Source organism: Chryseobacterium sp. ERMR1:04 (assembly GCF_001297705.1).
Classification (GTDB): domain Bacteria; phylum Bacteroidota; class Bacteroidia; order Flavobacteriales; family Weeksellaceae; genus Chryseobacterium.
The window spans coordinates 791,541-808,742 of the sequence record NZ_LIRF01000008.1 but is presented as its reverse complement, the minus strand read 5'-3'; the positions used below and the strand labels follow the sequence as shown (position 1 = coordinate 808,742).

Here is a 17,202-nt window from a genome sequence, read left to right as displayed (position 1 = left end):
TCTATTTAAATTTAATCTAAATAACGGAAAATGTTAAAAAAAACAAACCCAAACGTATTGCTACACTTGGGTTTATTAAATATAATTTAGTTGATATGAATGTTTATTTTTTTTCTTTCTCTTTTCCGACCTTTTCTACATTTCCTACGCTTAATGTCCCATAATCCGGTTCAATAGGATTGTCATTTGCTTTATAAAAGTCTTTATATCGCTTCTCTTCTTTCTTCATCATGTCTCCAATGGTACCATCCATTCCCGGAATAGATTTAGACATCATTTCCTGTGTCATCATTGGTCTTACTGTTGCAAAAGGATCTTTTTTGAAGTCATTAAATGTTTTTTCAAACTTTTCTCGAGACAGAACGTTTACTTTTCCTCCTTTTGCCTGCATTAAGGTTTCGATATAAGAATACTCTGTATAATCCTTTATTTTCTTGTTTCCTTGTAACACCCAAGAATAGTTTTTATCTGCATCCTCAATTTTTACAATTAAGCCTGGAAGTCCATAAAATTTATACGGTCCATCCTGAAAAGGAAGATCTGCACTAAACCAAGCCGTCCACTGTTTTCCTCCGAATTCAGTTGTTGCTTTTTGCGTATTGTATTCGCCTATTTTTTGCTTTTCATTTTGTATTTTCCAATTGAATTTCAAATTTTCATCATATCCAATATTGGTAGGTGTAAATCCACTTGCGATCTTATCTACATACTCAATTTTCATGCTTGGATACATCTTGTATATTCTCGAAGAAATTTTTGGCGTTTTAAGGATTTTAGATAAATCTTTCATTGCCCCTGCTTTTTTCATGGCTTCTATTTCAATCTTGGCAATAGAATCCTGAGAAATAACCGTGTAATCCTGATAAATAGATCTGTTTTTATCTGTAATATCTAAGATCGTAATGACCTTATCTATTTTTGCCGAATCTTTTTTAGGCTTAAAAGATAATTCGTAGAAAAAACGGTTGGCAGTTTCTTTAGAATCCTTATCCTGAGCACTCACAAAAGTAACAAGAGCGATAAAAAATACTGAGAAGAACTTTTTCATTTTTGAAATGTTTATTAATTAGTGAGCACTTGTATTATTTTGTTACAGTTTTTTTGAAATTTATTCCGTGTGCAATCTTATACAGCTGATATGAAATACTTTATTAAAGCCTCTTATTTAAACTTTATGATTTCATTATCTTTTTGTTGCCATCAAAACCTCTAACTTTAAGCTACCTAAAAAACAAATAGTATGGACACTTTATCACAATTAAAATCCGAACTGGAGACCGAGTATCAAACAACAAAAAAGTTCATTGATCTTTTTCCTGAAGGAAAAAATGAATACGCTCCTCACGAAAAAAGCATGAAAATGATGCCTTTGGCGACTCATTTGGTGGAAGTCTTCGAATGGCCCAATACCATCATAGCAACTTCTGAGCTAGATTTTGCAAAAGGAGCCTATCAACCCACGAAACTGTCAACCAAAGAAGAACTTCTAAAAAAACTGGATGACAGTTATCAAGCTGGTAAACAGGCGTTAGAAAATGCGAAAGAAGATGACCTAACCCCGAGCTGGACCATCAAAAACGACGGCCATGCATTAGCGAGCTGGAGCAAGTATGGAGCGATCCGACATGGGTTGAATCAAATTACGCATCACAGGGCTCAATTGGGCGTTTATTACAGGTTAAATAACATCCCGCTCCCTGGAAGCTATGGACCTTCTGCTGACAATCCTACTTTTTAAAAAATTTACACTAGAACTTCTTATAAATTAAAACCCAACCTCAATGAGGTTGGGTTTTGTATTTTTATTTAAAGTTGAATTTTACTGTGAACATGACTTGGCTTGGGCGAAGTTGATACCTTGTATACGTGATATTAGTTGTATTGATATCATATGTTTCAAATACTTTTTTATTGGCTATATTCATCCACTTCAATTCAAAATCAATTTTCTTTTTAGCCCATGTAAACTGATAGGAAACATCATAGAAACCATTGTGATATTTCTGATCCGCTGCGTTTGTATTTACCTGATCCCAATTGAATCCAATAGTATGATTTTCGATTGGATAAAAGAAAAGTCCAAGATTATGAGTAAATCCAGTTCTTGTAGCATTAGAATTCACTTCTCCTTTACTTGTTTGTTTAGTTTTAGAAAGACTCGCATTATAGTCGATGCTCATCCAGCTGAAATAGGTATTATTGAACTTAATACCATATGACTGACCGTTGTTTTTATTGGTAAAAGATTTATTATTTAGGAAAGCATCAGATTCCGCTGTATTGTTGCTATAGCTAAGGGATGCATTGGTCTTAAACTTTGGAAAATATTTTCCTACTTCTACGCTGTAGCCATTATTCAATATATGATTATCCTGCTCTATATATTTCATAATAGTATATCCAGCTCCATTGATCTCCGGATTTGAAATTAAGTTTCGCTTTGCATCAGAATATCTATAATTAACATTGAAGAATAAATTATTCAATGGGTTTCTATACTCTATTCTTGTTCCTGCAGATTTATTATTATTCTGAGGAATGGGATTATTAATATCCATTGCATTAATTCCGCTTGGTGAAGTCATTAAGAATCCTGAATAAGCAGTATTTATTTCTCCAAAATTGTTATTAATATTAGCATTTACTGAAGCCTTCCAGAAAGAAGCAAAAGTATACTGTGCAAAAATACTTGGTTCAAAAGTAACTTTATTTACAGATTTTGAAACTAATCTTAATGGATCTTCCGCTTTAATATTATTAGAATTTACCGGGAAGTTAGCATAAAGCATCCAAGAATCATTCTTGTAGTTTACTCCTACACTTCCATAGGGTGTAGCTGTTGTATATTTTAAATCGTTACTATATGCTGTTGATAAAGGATCCTTTATACTAGGATCAGTAGATGGAATTGCTTTAATATTTGACAAATCCGAAATCATATCTGTACTTTTAAAATTAAACCCTACTTCAGGAGTGAACGTCCATCCTTTTGTAGAAAAGCTAATATTCGCAGAATGATTTGCTTCAAAGGTTTTAAGTCTTAAGCTCTGTCTCACCAATTCCGAATTAGGAGTTGGTGCAAATCCAGGAATATTCAAATAAGATGATGGAGAGACTTCCAATGTCTGTTTATCTGTCTGATAGCTCAAATAAGATAAAATATTCACCATTTTTTCTTTCCATGGAACAATTGTACTTAATGAGTTTTGAAATGATGTTGTAGGAGACTCCAGTGCTTCATCCGCATGTCTCTGCTTACCATCTTCAATATCTGTTCTATCTACAATCCCTCTGTCTGCATTCCAATATTGAGAAAAGCTTGTCGTATTTTTAAAGAATCCCTTTTTTGCATTCTTTGTAAATATCAATTCTCCTTTTGCTTTGTCTGTATAAAAATTATTTAGAATATTTGTATAGTTTGAGCTTCCTTCAAAATAATTAGTTTGGCTATAAGCTTCTCTTTCTACAGCGTTATTTGTATAGTTTACATTTGCCTTCAGCTCCCATTCTTTTTTCTTATCAATATTAGTTAAATAGTTTGCTGATAAATAATGTACATTATTCAAGAGATACCTTTTTACAGGGAGGTTGGGGGTGCTTGCATTTTCAACATTCAGCCAGTCGTTTTGAGCAGCATTGATACGTTTACCTTCGAATCTATTTCCAAACGCCAAAATATTCCCTTCATTTTCAACTTGTTCCCCCATATTATTAGTCTTGTAATTAACCACCCATTGGCTCTTCTGTCCGAAAAACATTGGTGTTAACTTTACATTCCATAACCAAGGATCTCCGAAGCCGGTTCCTACTTCTCCTCTACCAGTCATGGTAACAGAGTTTTTCAGTTTAATATTTATAGCTGCGGCATCAGAAGGTACTTTGTCCTGAAGAATTTTTACAGGCTGGTGATTTTCCAGCACCTCAACTTTCTGTACCGCGTCTTTTGGAAGTGAATTGTTGATGGTTCCATAACCCCCTTCCATTAAATCTTTTCCGTTGACATAGAATTTGTTGATCGCATTTCCTTGGTAAAGAATAGTTCCGTCTGTGTTGACTTCAATTCCGGGAATCTTTCTCATTACGTCAGCCAATGTTCTATCACTTTTACTGTCGAATGCTTTCAGATCATAGGCAATGGTGTCTCCTCTTGAGGTGATCATTTTAGTTTTTAGCTGTACCTCTTTTATTTCTGTGGCTTCAGACTGCATTTTGAAAGTTAAAGTCTGATCGCTATTGCCAATTTGTTTTGTTAAGGGTTTTTGATTGAATGCTTTTACCTTAAGATCTACATTAGGCTCTGCTGATGTGAAAGTCACCTTATATTCTCCTTTAGAATTGGTAATTCCATAGGCTAAGATGGCATCCTTTCCGGGCTCCTCTATTGTTACACTTGCACTCGGAATGGCAATCCCATCTTCATCTGTAATTTTCCCTGAAACCGTTTTCTGTGCAAAAGTAAGCACTGAGAAAAAAAGCATCAGAAATAAGGAAACATTCTTTTTCATAATTTATTATTTGGCTAATTAGTTAATGGTTATACTTTTTTGTTACACTTTTATAAAGATCAATTTTAATGATGAAAGTTAAAACCACTATATCACTACAAACATAGTGATGTTTTTTTTAATTAAGTTGAAAAAATAAAAACTTTCAACAATTTTATTTGATTGGTTTTGCATTTAAGTTAATCGATAATTTTTACGATAAAAATTAAACCTCAGCACCTTATATTGCTATTCAATATTCACTTTTACCATGTTTTGCATATTAAATAGATTTTATATATTCGTCCCGAATGAATTTTTATTCAATCAATTTGTGTTTTTGCCCTGTAATTCTATTTACAGGGTATTTTTTTTAAAATAACCATATAAAACCCCTTCTACAAAGGGAATACGGTATTCTTATCATGTATTAAATTAGATAAGAATAATGATTAAAATTGAAAAGCGGACTAAAGTCCGCTCCTATTGGTAAAATTGATATTTCTAATTTTTTAATCAATCCTATAAAGGTTTTGTATATAATTGAGCAGTCATTGTTCCTCTGCCCCAATTATAGTTAGGATTAGAATCTACATCCCACATATTGAAACGGAAATTAGTAGGATTGGCACCCATTTCATTTCTTTCTATATATCCATTAAGTGAATACGTAATCGTAATATCAGAACCTGTATTATTGGTAATGGTTTCTGCATAAGAAGTTCCAACAGATAGCATTTGCATAGGGATAGATCCCGAATTCCCAGACGCATCACTTGCAATGCTATATTTTCTGGATCCCGCCGGTGCTTCTACTCCATTTTTCAAAAACCGAATTCCCATATACCCTACTGGTCGATTAGCTTGGGTAGCACCCGAAGTTGTTCCTACTGGTGTAGAATAGGTAACAACAACCTGAGCCAAAGAATTGGCAGGAATTGTAATTGGGATGCTTAACCCTAAATTAATATTATTTACAGTACTATTTGTTCCAACATTTGAATTAACGGGATTTGTTGCTACCGTAGAATATGCATTCTTTAGAATAAATTGGTTATTATCAAATTTTTGCCACGTCGTCCAGACTGGAGCAGCTGGTGTACCATAATTAGCATAAAATCCGTCTCCTGTACCAATTGTACCACCAGCGCTGTATACAATAAGCCCCTTTGCAGGAGATGGTATTGTAACGGCATCTGTTGCACTCACCAAAGGAATACGGGGAATAAGCACTCCTTTATTAGCGCTTTTTATTTCCAATGCAGCGCTTGCATCCGGATTAGGAGTATTTATCCCTACTTGCGCATCAATTTGATAGTAAGCAGAAAAGAGCATCCCTGCTGAGAAGATCATTTTTTGTAAATTCATTTTTTCTTTGTGTTAATTTAATTAATAAAATTTTGTGCTATTTGTTAGCTTTTCAGGAGCCAAATCCCATCTTACACAAAATTTCGGCAAAACTATAGAAAGCGCCGGTTATATATATTACGGAATTGTTAATTAATATAACCACCTCATAATCAAATACAATTAAGCTATGCGAATCATACTATCAATTTTTAACATCTTTATAACAGAATTATTTTTTACAGCCATATAGACAATATTAAAAATAGATCACACAAAACAAAGACTCAATAAACATATACAACAAAAAAAAGCCTTAATTTTTACGAAAAGCATATTAATAAAATCAGTTTTATGATTTACAAAATATTTGAAATAATAAAGATTTCATTATTTATCACATAACAATGATTTAAAACATAAATTTCCATGTTATTTAATTAATTTTTATCATTACATTTATATTGTCTTGTTTAAAATCTTTTATCACAGATATTTATTGATATTGATTTGATACATAAAAATGATTTGAATCATAGATTAAAAAAAACTTAAACTCCGTGTGAAACATTTTAATTTAATAATTTTGTAACATAAAATTTATAGAAATGGGAATTATTTTAAAGCCTATAGATGTTGTAGATGATATTTCTAAAGAGGAATTCTACGAAAAATATCTAAAGCCAAGGAGGCCCGTTGTCATAAAAAACATGGCAAAAAAGTGGCCTGCCTACCAAAAGTGGACAATGGATTATGTGAAGGAAGTGGTTGGAGATATTGAAGTACCGCTTTATGACTCTAAAAAAGCAGATCCTGCGGCTCCCATTAATACACCTACAACCAAAATGAAATTTGCAGATTATATAGACCTCATCCAAAGAGAGCCTACAGATCTTAGAATTTTCTTTTTTGATCCTATAAAACACGCCGGTAAACTGCTCGAAGAATATATTCCACCAAAAGAATTGATGGGTGGTTTTTTAGACAAATATCCCGGTATGTTCTTCGGAGGAAAGGGTTCTGTAACTTTTTTACATTTCGATATTGATTTAGCGCATATTTTCCATACTCATTTCAATGGAAGAAAACACGTCATGCTATTTGAAAATAAATGGAAAGAAAGGCTATATCAACTTCCTTATGCAACGTATGCATTAGAAGATTACGACATTGAGAATCCTGATTTTGAGAAATATCCGGCTTTGGATGGTGTAGAAGGTATCGATTGCTACCTTGAGCATGGTGACACCCTATTTATGCCTACCGGTTGGTGGCACTGGATGAAATATCTGGATGGCAGCTTCTCTCTTTCATTGAGAGCTTGGGACAAATCCTGGGCCGTAAAAGCAAATTCTTTATGGAATCTTACCGTTCAACGTAAGTTTGACGACATCATGAAATCCAATTTCAAAAAGAAATACATGGACTGGAAAGAAAAAGTAGCCATCAAACGAGCTGAAATGGCTTTAAAAAGAGGTTTACCCAGATAAAAATAAAAAGACGTTTCAAGCTGAAACGTCTTTTTTTATTCCTAAAAATTAAGTTTACTTTTTAATAATCTTGTAGCTTTTTTCTGTTGATCCCTCTTTAATTTTCACCACATAATTTCCTGCAGACAAATCGCTCATCGTAATTTTTGTAGTTCCTGAATTGGGCGCTATCAGCTTCTGAGCTCTTCCTGTCATATCATATATATTGATCTCAGAAATTTTATTCTTGCTTTCAATAGTAAGAATATCACCCACAGGATTGGGATAGATCGAAATGCTTTTCTTATCAGCTGCTGCCTCTGATACCGCAAGCGTATTAGAAGAAACAACAAAATCATCAATCCCTATAAACCAGATATCTGTAGTTGTAGAGTAGAAAGCAATATATATCGTCTGCCCTACATAAGGTGTTAGATCATACGTATATTGCTGCCAAGTTACCGGTGGTTTTACTGCGGATGCCAATGTAGTGGTAAAAGCCGCTGCTGTAGGCGTTGTTGTAGAGATTTTTAAATCCACTATTTCAGCCAAACCAGCCCCTCTATTTCTCCCCCAAAAGGTTAATTTGTCCGAAACACCAGCGGTAACAACTATTGCAGGACTTATTGCATAATCGCTATGCGCATCACTTCCATATTCCAATCCTAAAAAATGGGATCCTGAATGGGAAGCACTAAAAGTACTGTCATAAGAAGTCCACGTCTTCCATGTTCCGGTGTCTCCACCGTTAATGATCGTCCAATCTGACGGTAATGTAGCCGAATCAAAACTTTGTGAATACTGAGCAGAAATACTAAGAGGCCATAGGCCTAACATCAATGCTAATCGATAAACATGTTTCATAGTTAATTGTTTTCCACTAATTTAGCGAAAAATTTAAATCGAAACATATTTTTACATAACAAATATAAACATCAACCTTATTTGTTATTAATTCTATAAACAGGATATTGTCTAAAGGTTTTCTCTTCAAAATAAGGAGAGTTTTTATATACCCAATCTAGTTGCGCCTCTCCATCATCTGCAAATTTTTTATCGGAAGCTTTTTTAGCTTCTAACCTTTCTTTTAACCCTTTATCTTTTTTCAATAATTCTGCGGCGGTATCTTCAAAAATATAGGCTGAATAATATTCTTTTTGCGCTAAGATTCCGTCGAAGAAATTCCAATTAAAAAAAGAATCCAACGCTTCAGGTTCTAGGGTTTCAATAATATATTTTACGCCTTCCTGGTTGGTCGGAACTACGTAATCCCCGGCTGAAAAGGTGATGTGTTTATTGGATGTGTCTACCGTTGTTTCAAAATGCAAATAATGTCCTTCATAAGGATTTTTAACCGTCTTAAAATCATTGATCTTATAAGATTCTACCGCAATCGTACTGTCTTTTTGAAGCGGCTTCATCTGAATCTGATTTCTTTTAAACTCTTCAATTATTTTGTATTGGGACTGAGGAATCACATAATGTGTGGGAATCGTCACATACCCTGTAGGAACAGCAGTTGTAAACAATTTTATTTTCTTTGTAAAAGGTTTATTTCTGTCGTAAAATAATCGTGGTTTTCCGGAAACTTCGCTTGGCTTATACTTTCCCTCATATCCTTTAAAATCCATCGTAGAATATTTTGTAGAATCTATTTTCCAACGAATTCCGTATTGTTTTCCGGCTTGGTATTGTTTTAAATTTTCAACCCGAAGTTCTTTTATCTTTTTATAGTCTTTATCTAAATTTTGAAGGTTGACCAACATATATTTATACGTTGCATCTACCCTTTTGTCATACGGTTTCAGCATATGGGTTTCGGGAACGGTACCTAAAGAATTAAACAACGTTGTATATCCGGTAGAATATCTCGGTGAATCCTCAAAAGAAGCAAAACCAACCTCCGGAACATCACCATGAATATTGACATACGGCGTGCTTTCGTATCCTAATTTCTGTAACTCTTGAAGATTTTTAGCCTGATAATTATCGTAGAAATAATTTCCCAACACATTTCCTAAACGTTCTTTGAAAGTGGAGATATACGTAAAGGTATATTGATAATCGGCTCCGTTGCTTACATGATTATCAATAAAAACATCTGGTTTTAGCCATTGATAAATCTGCTGAAAACTTCTTGCATTTTTAGAATCTGCTTTGATGAAGTCTCTATTTAGGTCGTAATTTCTCGCGTTTCCACGAAAACCATATTGTTCCGGTCCGTTTTGATTGGCTCTGGAAAACGAACCTCTGTTTAGCATTCCACTCACATTATACGCTGAAATAGCGGCAATGATAAAATTCTGCGGTGTTTTGATTTTCTTGGTCGCCAAATCTCGCATCAACATCATGGTTGCATCAATTCCGTCCGGTTCTCCGGGGTGAATTCCGTTGTTGACGAACAAAATAGCCTTGTCTTTTCTTAATTGATCCAATTCTTTTTCAGGAAACGGATTGTAAACCACCACATAGATGGGTTTCCCGTTATCGTCTTCTCCTTTTTTCAGATATTGAATGGTGCTAAAATTCTTTGCTAAATTTTGATAATACACATTCATTTCCTCATAAGTAACGGTTTGATTACCATTCCCTTTTTCAAAAGGGGTTTGAAATTGAGTTTGCGCAAAAAATAAAGATGAACTCAGGAAAAATAAGAGATATTGCAGTTTCATTGAAGTGATATTTCAGGTTTCAAAATTACTTATCTTTTTGGAAAATCGGAAACGTTGATCACATACAATTTGTCATTCTGAACGAAACGAAGTGCGGTGAAGAATCTCAATACAAAATAGATTCTTCTTTTGTCAGAATGACAATGATATTTTTTAATCTATCGCTGATTTTGCAGATTCTTTTTTTAGTGTAAACGTTGGTGTTATTTGGTTTATTTTTCAAGATAAAATTAATGATTCTTCACTCCTCTTTATCCTATTCATAATGACAATAATGTTTTTAATCTCTCGCAGATGAAGCTGATTTCGCAGATTTTTTTAGTGTAAATATTTGTGTTATCTGGTTTATTTTTCAAGATAAAATTAGCGGTTCTTCAATCCCTTTTGTTCCATTAAGAACGACAAGTATGCTTACCATTTATTTCTCCCTTTTTCATCTGGATATAATAATGGAAGCGGATCGCTTTGCCAGTATTCCTTTGTGTTAACATCCATGACGGATAATATGCCGACGAAAGCCGCACCAGTATCGAGATTCCACACATTCGCTTTATTGACAGGATGCATCACCCCTAAATATAAAGTTGGGGTATGACCGATGAAGATTTCATTATATAAAAGCAGTCTTTTTGGATATAATTCTGAGTTTTCTGACAAGTCTTTATCCATTGTAACTGCAGCATGCCACAAAGATCTGTCCCAATTAGAATTGCTAGAATACATTTCTTTTTCAGGGCCATCCATCGAAGAATAACCGGCATGAATAAACAAACGGTTGTCTTCGTCTACATAATAATTTTTCATCCTTTGAAAAAACTCTAGGTGCTGATTCAAGTTTTCTTCAGCATAATCAGCATAACTTTCAACGGTGCTTTTTCCTCCGTTGGAAAGCCAGACGTTGGGCGCAAGACCTAAAGAAATCCAATCTTCAGTCCATGCATCATGGTTTCCTTTAATAAAAATACATTCCTGTTTTTCGGAAAGTTCTATTAAAAACTGAATAATTTGGGAAGATTCGCTCCAACCATCAACATAATCTCCGAGGAAAATTAAGGTGTCATTTTTAGTTACATTCGCTCGTTCTAAAGCTTGTTTCAAAGCCTTAAATCCTCCGTGAATATCGCCTATTGCTAATGTTCTTTTCATTTAATTATCCTTTTGTTTTTCAGTAATCCATTTCCCGTTGTCTTCACCTGGTTTACCAATATTCATAACAAGTAATTTATTACAGTTTGAACATAATTTTTTAAAATGATAAATCCGATATTTTTTTCCTTCAATACTTAATGTTGTTTTCAAGTATACATCATCTCTGGAAAAATCAAATGAATTTTCACAATTGGGGCAACTGTCACTCTTCATCATCTTGAAATATAAATCGAATTTACAAAATCCGTCAGCCAAACCCCATTATCGGACAGATAAAATTCAATTCCATTTTCAAACATTTCCCCCGTTTTAATGGTTAGGATGATTGGTTTTCCGTGGCGCATTCCAACGCTGGTTGCGGTTTCTTTATCCTGACTTAAATGAACGTGTTGTCGATCTCTTTTTTCTATTCCTTTTTCCAGAATAGATTCGATATTACTTTGAGCCGTTCCGTGATATAAAAATTCCGGTGGTTGCTGTGGAATTAAGGCCAAATTAATATCAATCGAATGCCCCTGGCTGGCTCTGATTCTTGTTTTATCTTCATTAAAAGCAAATCGTTTTTTAGCGTTGGTCTGTACGATTTCATCTAATTCTTCAAAGGTAAAGCCTTCATAAGAATCTCTTTTTGATGTTGTGATTAATTCATCAACATTTGCCCATCCGTTTTCATCTAAATTTAAATTAATGATTTCGGGATGGTGTCTGAGAACGTAGCTCAGAAATTTGCTTTTGCTTTTCTTTTGTTTTTCATTCATGGTTTTTGTTTTAGTCTTTCTACAACATTTTGTATGTTGAAATAATCTTGCTTTATATTTTCAAAAGTTTCTTTTTCCTCTTTATTTAATCTTGCTAAAAGAGCTTTTTGTTGGAAATAATATTCCTCAAAATTATCATTATTATCATCCATCTTTTTTTGTAATTTCAGGTGTTGTTCAATCTCATCCTCTGTAAAATTATAAGAAAGAAGTTTCATTTTAATATGGAAATCCCAATGAGAATCTCTGTCAATTCTTTCTTGAATTTCTTTTATTTTTTTACAGTTTTGTTCTGTAGTTTCAAAATTATTTATTTTTCTCCATAATAAATCTCCTATGATTCCTTCGCCAAATTCTCCAAAATTATCGACATAATGACCTTCATAATTTTTTAAATTTTCAAGAAAAACTTTATTTTCGTTTGGATAAATAAATAAATTACGAAGATACATTCCATAGCCAAAATGTTCTACAGTTTCCTCAAATTGATTCGCAACAGATTTATTTTTAATTTCTTCAAAATCATTTTTGTTTAAATCTTCATTAATTAAAAAATCAACAGCCTCTTCCACTGTATTGATTTTTGAAGTAATTTCGTTGACTTCGTTTTCAAAACTTCTCTGTTCTTTGACAATTTTTTCCAACTTTTTATCATTTTCCTCGTTTATAACATTATCAGTGGGCTTATCAAAATAATCCGCTGGAATTACATCCTTGGAATTAGTATTTAAAAAAGTTCTTAATCTAAAGCAAAAAAAGGATTCTTCAAATTCAAGAATGGATAATATTTTTTCATTATCAGCATTTTGAAAATTTTTCCCAAAAACATTTTCTATTTTAATTTTATCAATTAAAGAATGATTAAGCGTATTCGTTTTTATTTCTGAAAGTCCTCCAAATTCAGCTGAATTTTCATCAGAATGTGAACCCCTATATTCTGTAAAACGATCCATACCACACTCAACTCTTGCCGTGATTAAAATATTATCTGTATGTTTTATTGAAGTTTCAGCATATTTTTCAATATCCTCCTTCTTGAAAGTAAAAAGTATTTCATTAAATGGTAATACTGTAAAATTATTTTTATCCAAAAACTCCAGATCCTTCAATCCGAGCAGAACGTAAAATGTGACTGTTTTCATTTTAATTTTTCATTTAATTTTTCACACAAAATCTCAATATCCTCTTTCCTTACCAAGTCAGAAACCCATTCTTCAGGAATATTATTAAAACCATAATAAATTCCTACTATTCCGCCTGTGATGGCTCCGGTTGTGTCTGTATCTTCTCCTAAGTTGACGGCTTTTAATACTGCTTCAGAATAACTTTTTGAGTTTAGAAAACACCATAAAGAGGCTTCTAAACTGTGGAGAACGTAGCCGCTGCTTTTAATTTCATTTTCATGAAAACTTGAAATATCGTTCTTTAGAATTCGTTGAAAAAGTTCAATTTCTTTTGGATTAAAACCTTGAATTTCTGCATATTCCAAAGCTATTTTTTGAACATGATTATATGCCTCTTTTTTATCTTTTTCTTTTATCAATTGAATGGCAAAAATCACATAGATAAAACATGCAAAAACAGAACGAAAATGTCCATGAGTAACGGACGAAACTTCTTTTACTGTTCGATATAAGTTTTCAATGTTTTCTTCATTTACAAGGTAAAAAGCTAAGGGAAGGATTCTCATTAAAGAACCATTCCCGTTGTCTTCTTCAAAAATATTTCCTGAAAATTTTGCACTTTCACCTTTAATTAATCTTGCAATGGAATGTCTTGTTGTTCCCCCAATATCGAAAAGCCGTCCGTGAGCCGTCCAATGTCCGTATTTGTTCCATTTAACAAAGCTTTCTCCAATTTTTTCCAAATCGTAGCCTTTTGTCAATTCTTCTGCAAGACATAAAGTTAAAGAACTGTCGTCACTCCAAGTTCCTTTGGGTTGATTCCAAGACATAAATCCTAACATTTCGGTTACTGGAAAACGTTTTAAATAGTCTCTTTCCTTAAATTCCACCGGAACACCCAACGCATCGCCAATACACACTCCAAAAATTCCGGCTTTTACTATATTTTCCATTAGGCTAAATTTACAAGCTTATCAAATAACAGCTTCATTCCTCTTGTTGCGGTTTCTTTCATCACAACAGCTCTTTGCCCATATCCAAAACCTGTTTCATTGGGATTGATTACAATCAATAAACAATCATCTTTGATCTCATGAATCAATCCTGCCGCAGGATAAACCTGTAAAGAGGTTCCGATTACTAAGAAAATATCTGCCTGTTTTGCTTTTTCTGTCGCTTCTTTCATTAAAGGAACATCTTCTCCGAACCAAACGATGAAAGGTCTTAATTGCGCTCCATCTTCTGCTTTATCACCAATCTTGATGTCCTTTTTTTGTTCGTAAATCAAGCCTTTATTATTGCATGAACAGGATTTTAATAATTCTCCGTGGATATGAAGGATATTTGTTGATCCCGCTCTTTCGTGCAGATCATCGATATTTTGAGTAATAATTTCTACCTCAAAATATTTTTCTAAATCTGCTATTATTTTGTGTGCATCGTTAGGCTCAACTTCATGGATCTGACGACGTCTTTGGTTGTAAAATTCAAGAACCAATTCTCTGTCTTTTCTCCATCCTTCCGGACTTGCTACATCCGTTATACTATGATTTTCCCAAAGACCATCTCCGTCTCTGAATGTTTTTATTCCGCTTTCGGCGCTGATTCCTGCGCCGCTTAATATGGTTAGTTTTTTCATTTGTTTTCCTGTTTTTATTTTTAAACGCAAAGTCGCAAAGATTTTATTTAAAATTATTCTGCATATTTTCGTTCGCAAAGGCGTTTCAATCAGCAAATTAGCATTAATTTATTCTCTTAATAATTTTTTATAAATCTCTTCATTTTCATCATCAAAACAGACGAAAATAACTTTTTCTATAATATCTGATTTAAAATTTTTCACCTCATCAACAGCAATTTTTCCTGCCAGTTCTTTTGGAAATCTATAAACTCCTGTACTGATGTTTGGGAAAGCAATGGTTTTCACTTCAAGACTTTCAGCCAATTTTAAAGAATTTCTATAACAGTTTGCCAAAAGTTGTGACTCTTTTTCTTCATCATTATTCCACACCGGACCAACGGTATGAATGACATATTTTGCAGGAAGATTTCCGGCTGTTGTTACTACCGCTTCTCCAGTTTTGCATTTACCTTGTCGATTTCTGATTTGCCTGCATTCTTCTAAAATTTCTGATCCTCCTGCACGATGAATCGCTCCGTCAACTCCGCCTCCACCCAATAAAGATGAATTGGCTGCATTGACGATGGCGTCTGATTTTATTTTGGTGATGTCTCCTTTTGTTAATTCAATTTTCATCATTTTATTTTAAATCCCTTAATAATAATCTTCCAATTCTTTTTTTTCAAGAGCTCTATAATCTTCTGTCGGAAAATTGCACTTATCAATAAGAATATCTAGCTCAAATTCTTTTATTTGAGGGAATAATAGATCGGTAATCACTTTATTTAATCTTTCTACAAGATTATCAATATCTTTTATACTTTCTATTACAAAGGCTTTTGATACTCTTTCTTCGACCGATGGAGATCCCATCAGCCTAACTCCACCAAAAAAATTTTCTAAAATTCTAATATAATCTCTTCTGAAATTTATTATTCTTAAGGTCATAAATTTCAAGCTTCTTTTGTTTATATTTTCTATTTTAAAATTGCCTTCTAAAACTGAATTTATAGTAGGTATTACTTCATTTGAAAATTTATAATTATTATAATCATAAATAAACTCAAGATTATAAAATTGCTTCAGATCTTTTATTTCTATATCTAAAAACTCAAAATATGCACATATCCTTCTATATCTTATATACATTGAAGGCAGCATTTTTGAGGGATCATCTACATAAATTTGTGATTTATCATGTTCTAAAATACTGCTAAGTTTTAAAAGTAATTCCAAAATTTCGATGGTCACTTCTTCTCTTGTAATTTTCATACTATTTCTTCAAAAGGTTTTATCATTTCTTCTTTCTTGGTCAGAACTGCAAAAACCACTCTTTTAAATTTATTTTTATACTTTCCGTGAAGATGCTTTTTAAATAATTCTGCAATTTCTTTCGGATCATTTTTAAAAACGCCACATCCCCAAGCTCCTAAAATCAATGTTTCGTTTCCTTGATGTAAAGCCAATGCCAGCATTTTATCCATTCTCATATCCATTGCTCCGAAAATTTCATCTGCTCTTTCTGGTTCCTGTCGCTTGACAACTCCTGCATTTACAGCGGGAGAAGTGATAAAATTACACAAAACAGGTTTTGGTAATAATTCTCCTTTATCTTTCCTGAAAACAGGAACTTTCGGACTGTAAATCATCATATCTGTGTAAAAACACGATTCCATGGCACGGTGAACAGTGTAATAATCCCAAGCCTGAAGTTGAGTTTCATACAAGGCAGAAGTTCTTGCCAGGCTTTCTTCCTGCGCTTCTGCTCCATTGATAAAACCTCCTCCCGGATTTTTTGCAGAGGCGAAATTCAGACACATGATTTTCTGCTGATCTTCTTCTTCGCTCAATTTTAAAATTGCTTTTAAAGAACTGCAATTCCAGACTTCAAATGTTGTTTCAAAATCTGTTTTCGGAAGTTCATTATTTACGAGTTCCGAAAGCTCTTCTGATGAAAACAAAACGGTTCCTTTTTTAGAGATTTCCAGTTCGTTTTCTATATTTATTTTTTCGTTGTTTTGGTTTATATAATATTTCTTGGCTAAGATGTCTAGCGTATCTTTTGCCATTCCTTTATTTGTCATGGTTAGTTTTTTTTATTTATTCAAAATCGTAAACATATACTTCCACATCATTTTCCAACAATGTTCTTTCAATAATTGGCTCAATTTCTTCCCATTTTCCTCCCGCCAAACCGCAGCCAATTCTCGGCATATGAACACTCGCATTTAATTTTACCGCTTCATTAGAAAGTTTCCCCAAACACATTTCTACAGCTTCATATCTTATGGGAGCAATTCCTTTTGAATTGGTAATCGTTTTATGTTGACCAATCATATTGCAAATCCAAATATTTTCTTCAACTTGAACTATTTGAATTTCTCCAAGATGGAAATTTTCTTTGTTTTTAAACCATTCTCTATACTCATTTTCGGGTTTCTTCCATTTTTTAGATATTGCCATTACAAAACCTTTTCCCCAACCTCCAATATCGTTGCAAATATGAATGATGATTTTATTTCCATTAGCCTGTGGATTTGTAGCGTCTCCTTTTAAATAATTTATAGTTTTCATGGTT

Annotated in this window: 16 protein-coding genes; 2 read left to right on the top strand and 14 right to left on the bottom strand. The window is 33.3% G+C overall.

The annotated features are described in order from the left end of the window. Positions 1 to 103: 103 nt before the first annotated feature. Entirely contained in the window at positions 104 to 1,048 is a 945-nt protein-coding gene (locus AMQ68_RS20940; RefSeq protein ID WP_054512527.1) for a GLPGLI family protein, read from the bottom strand. Between the two features lie 192 nt (positions 1,049 to 1,240). On the opposite strand from AMQ68_RS20940, the gene AMQ68_RS20935 reads away from it, so the two are divergent. Beyond that, on the top strand, positions 1,241 to 1,738 hold the full coding sequence (locus AMQ68_RS20935; protein WP_054512526.1) for a DinB family protein: 498 nt from the start codon (positions 1,241 to 1,243) through the stop codon (positions 1,736 to 1,738). A 64-nt stretch (positions 1,739 to 1,802) separates the two neighbouring features. On the opposite strand, the gene AMQ68_RS20930 is transcribed toward AMQ68_RS20935, so the two are convergent. Then, positions 1,803 to 4,505 carry a TonB-dependent receptor gene (locus AMQ68_RS20930; RefSeq protein ID WP_054512525.1) on the bottom strand — a complete coding sequence of 901 codons (2,703 nt, stop codon included), beginning with the start codon at positions 4,503 to 4,505 and terminating at the stop codon, positions 1,803 to 1,805. Positions 4,506 to 5,006: 501 nt separating this feature from the next. After that, positions 5,007 to 5,852 (bottom strand): hypothetical protein, encoded by an 846-nt coding sequence (locus tag AMQ68_RS20925; protein WP_054512524.1) that lies wholly within the window; start codon positions 5,850 to 5,852, stop codon positions 5,007 to 5,009. 587 nt (positions 5,853 to 6,439) lie between these two features. On the opposite strand from AMQ68_RS20925, the gene AMQ68_RS20920 reads away from it, so the two are divergent. After that, the gene (locus tag AMQ68_RS20920) at positions 6,440 to 7,321 is read left to right on the top strand and encodes a cupin-like domain-containing protein (RefSeq protein ID WP_054512523.1); all 882 of its coding nucleotides are present in this window, start codon (positions 6,440 to 6,442) and stop codon (positions 7,319 to 7,321) included. Positions 7,322 to 7,375: 54 nt separating this feature from the next. Here AMQ68_RS20920 and AMQ68_RS20915 read toward each other — a convergent pair whose 3' ends face one another. The 11 genes from AMQ68_RS20915 to AMQ68_RS20860 form a co-directional block, all read right to left on the bottom strand. Further along, positions 7,376 to 8,164: a choice-of-anchor J domain-containing protein gene (locus AMQ68_RS20915; protein WP_054512522.1), complete on the bottom strand. Its 789-nt coding sequence runs from the start codon at positions 8,162 to 8,164 to the stop codon at positions 7,376 to 7,378. Between the two features lie 77 nt (positions 8,165 to 8,241). Continuing rightward, complete coding sequence (locus tag AMQ68_RS20910) at positions 8,242 to 9,972, bottom strand: hypothetical protein (protein ID WP_054512521.1); 1,731 nt, start codon at positions 9,970 to 9,972, stop codon at positions 8,242 to 8,244. A 411-nt stretch (positions 9,973 to 10,383) separates the two neighbouring features. Then, a complete protein-coding gene (locus AMQ68_RS20905) occupies positions 10,384 to 11,118 on the bottom strand; it encodes a metallophosphoesterase (protein WP_054512520.1) in 735 nt (244 codons plus the stop codon). Positions 11,119 to 11,333: 215 nt separating this feature from the next. Beyond that, on the bottom strand, positions 11,334 to 11,879 hold the full coding sequence (locus AMQ68_RS20895; protein ID WP_054512518.1) for an RNA 2'-phosphotransferase: 546 nt from the start codon (positions 11,877 to 11,879) through the stop codon (positions 11,334 to 11,336). Next, positions 11,876 to 12,970: a hypothetical protein gene (locus AMQ68_RS20890; protein ID WP_123905749.1), complete on the bottom strand. Its 1,095-nt coding sequence runs from the start codon at positions 12,968 to 12,970 to the stop codon at positions 11,876 to 11,878. Before AMQ68_RS20890 ends, AMQ68_RS20895 begins: the two co-directional genes overlap by 4 nt. 47 nt (positions 12,971 to 13,017) lie before the next feature. After that, positions 13,018 to 13,956, bottom strand: coding sequence for an ADP-ribosylglycohydrolase family protein (locus AMQ68_RS20885; protein ID WP_054512516.1), 939 nt, complete (start codon positions 13,954 to 13,956; stop codon positions 13,018 to 13,020). Beyond that, complete coding sequence (locus AMQ68_RS20880; protein ID WP_054512515.1) at positions 13,956 to 14,642, bottom strand: NAD-dependent deacylase; 687 nt, start codon at positions 14,640 to 14,642, stop codon at positions 13,956 to 13,958. Before AMQ68_RS20880 ends, AMQ68_RS20885 begins: the two co-directional genes overlap by 1 nt. Positions 14,643 to 14,750: 108 nt before the next feature. Continuing rightward, positions 14,751 to 15,263 (bottom strand): O-acetyl-ADP-ribose deacetylase, encoded by a 513-nt coding sequence (locus AMQ68_RS20875; RefSeq protein ID WP_198408895.1) that lies wholly within the window; start codon positions 15,261 to 15,263, stop codon positions 14,751 to 14,753. 15 nt (positions 15,264 to 15,278) lie between these two features. After that, positions 15,279 to 15,896 (bottom strand): hypothetical protein, encoded by a 618-nt coding sequence (locus AMQ68_RS20870; protein ID WP_054512514.1) that lies wholly within the window; start codon positions 15,894 to 15,896, stop codon positions 15,279 to 15,281. Further along, complete coding sequence (locus AMQ68_RS20865; RefSeq protein WP_054512513.1) at positions 15,893 to 16,708, bottom strand: TIGR02452 family protein; 816 nt, start codon at positions 16,706 to 16,708, stop codon at positions 15,893 to 15,895. Before AMQ68_RS20865 ends, AMQ68_RS20870 begins: the two co-directional genes overlap by 4 nt. Before the next feature lie 16 nt (positions 16,709 to 16,724). Beyond that, entirely contained in the window at positions 16,725 to 17,198 is a 474-nt protein-coding gene (locus tag AMQ68_RS20860; RefSeq protein WP_054512512.1) for a macro domain-containing protein, read from the bottom strand. Positions 17,199 to 17,202 lie beyond the last annotated feature (4 nt).

Excerpts from the sequence above, each read along its gene's own strand:
- AMQ68_RS20940 (WP_054512527.1), bottom strand. The coding sequence starts at position 1,048 with ATGAAAAAGTTCTTCTCAGTATTTTTTATCGCTCTTGTTACTTTTGTG.
- AMQ68_RS20935 (WP_054512526.1), top strand. The coding sequence starts at position 1,241 with ATGGACACTTTATCACAATTAAAATCCGAACTGGAGACCGAGTATCAA.
- AMQ68_RS20930 (WP_054512525.1), bottom strand. The coding sequence starts at position 4,505 with ATGAAAAAGAATGTTTCCTTATTTCTGATGCTTTTTTTCTCAGTGCTT.
- AMQ68_RS20925 (WP_054512524.1), bottom strand. The coding sequence starts at position 5,852 with ATGAATTTACAAAAAATGATCTTCTCAGCAGGGATGCTCTTTTCTGCT.
- AMQ68_RS20920 (WP_054512523.1), top strand. The coding sequence starts at position 6,440 with ATGGGAATTATTTTAAAGCCTATAGATGTTGTAGATGATATTTCTAAA.
- AMQ68_RS20915 (WP_054512522.1), bottom strand. The coding sequence starts at position 8,164 with ATGAAACATGTTTATCGATTAGCATTGATGTTAGGCCTATGGCCTCTT.
- AMQ68_RS20910 (WP_054512521.1), bottom strand. The coding sequence starts at position 9,972 with ATGAAACTGCAATATCTCTTATTTTTCCTGAGTTCATCTTTATTTTTT.
- AMQ68_RS20905 (WP_054512520.1), bottom strand. The coding sequence starts at position 11,118 with ATGAAAAGAACATTAGCAATAGGCGATATTCACGGAGGATTTAAGGCT.
- AMQ68_RS20895 (WP_054512518.1), bottom strand. The coding sequence starts at position 11,879 with ATGAATGAAAAACAAAAGAAAAGCAAAAGCAAATTTCTGAGCTACGTT.
- AMQ68_RS20885 (WP_054512516.1), bottom strand. The coding sequence starts at position 13,956 with ATGGAAAATATAGTAAAAGCCGGAATTTTTGGAGTGTGTATTGGCGAT.
- AMQ68_RS20880 (WP_054512515.1), bottom strand. The coding sequence starts at position 14,642 with ATGAAAAAACTAACCATATTAAGCGGCGCAGGAATCAGCGCCGAAAGC.
- AMQ68_RS20875 (WP_198408895.1), bottom strand. The coding sequence starts at position 15,263 with ATGATGAAAATTGAATTAACAAAAGGAGACATCACCAAAATAAAATCA.
- AMQ68_RS20870 (WP_054512514.1), bottom strand. The coding sequence starts at position 15,896 with ATGAAAATTACAAGAGAAGAAGTGACCATCGAAATTTTGGAATTACTT.
- AMQ68_RS20865 (WP_054512513.1), bottom strand. The coding sequence starts at position 16,708 with ATGACAAATAAAGGAATGGCAAAAGATACGCTAGACATCTTAGCCAAG.
- AMQ68_RS20860 (WP_054512512.1), bottom strand. The coding sequence starts at position 17,198 with ATGAAAACTATAAATTATTTAAAAGGAGACGCTACAAATCCACAGGCT.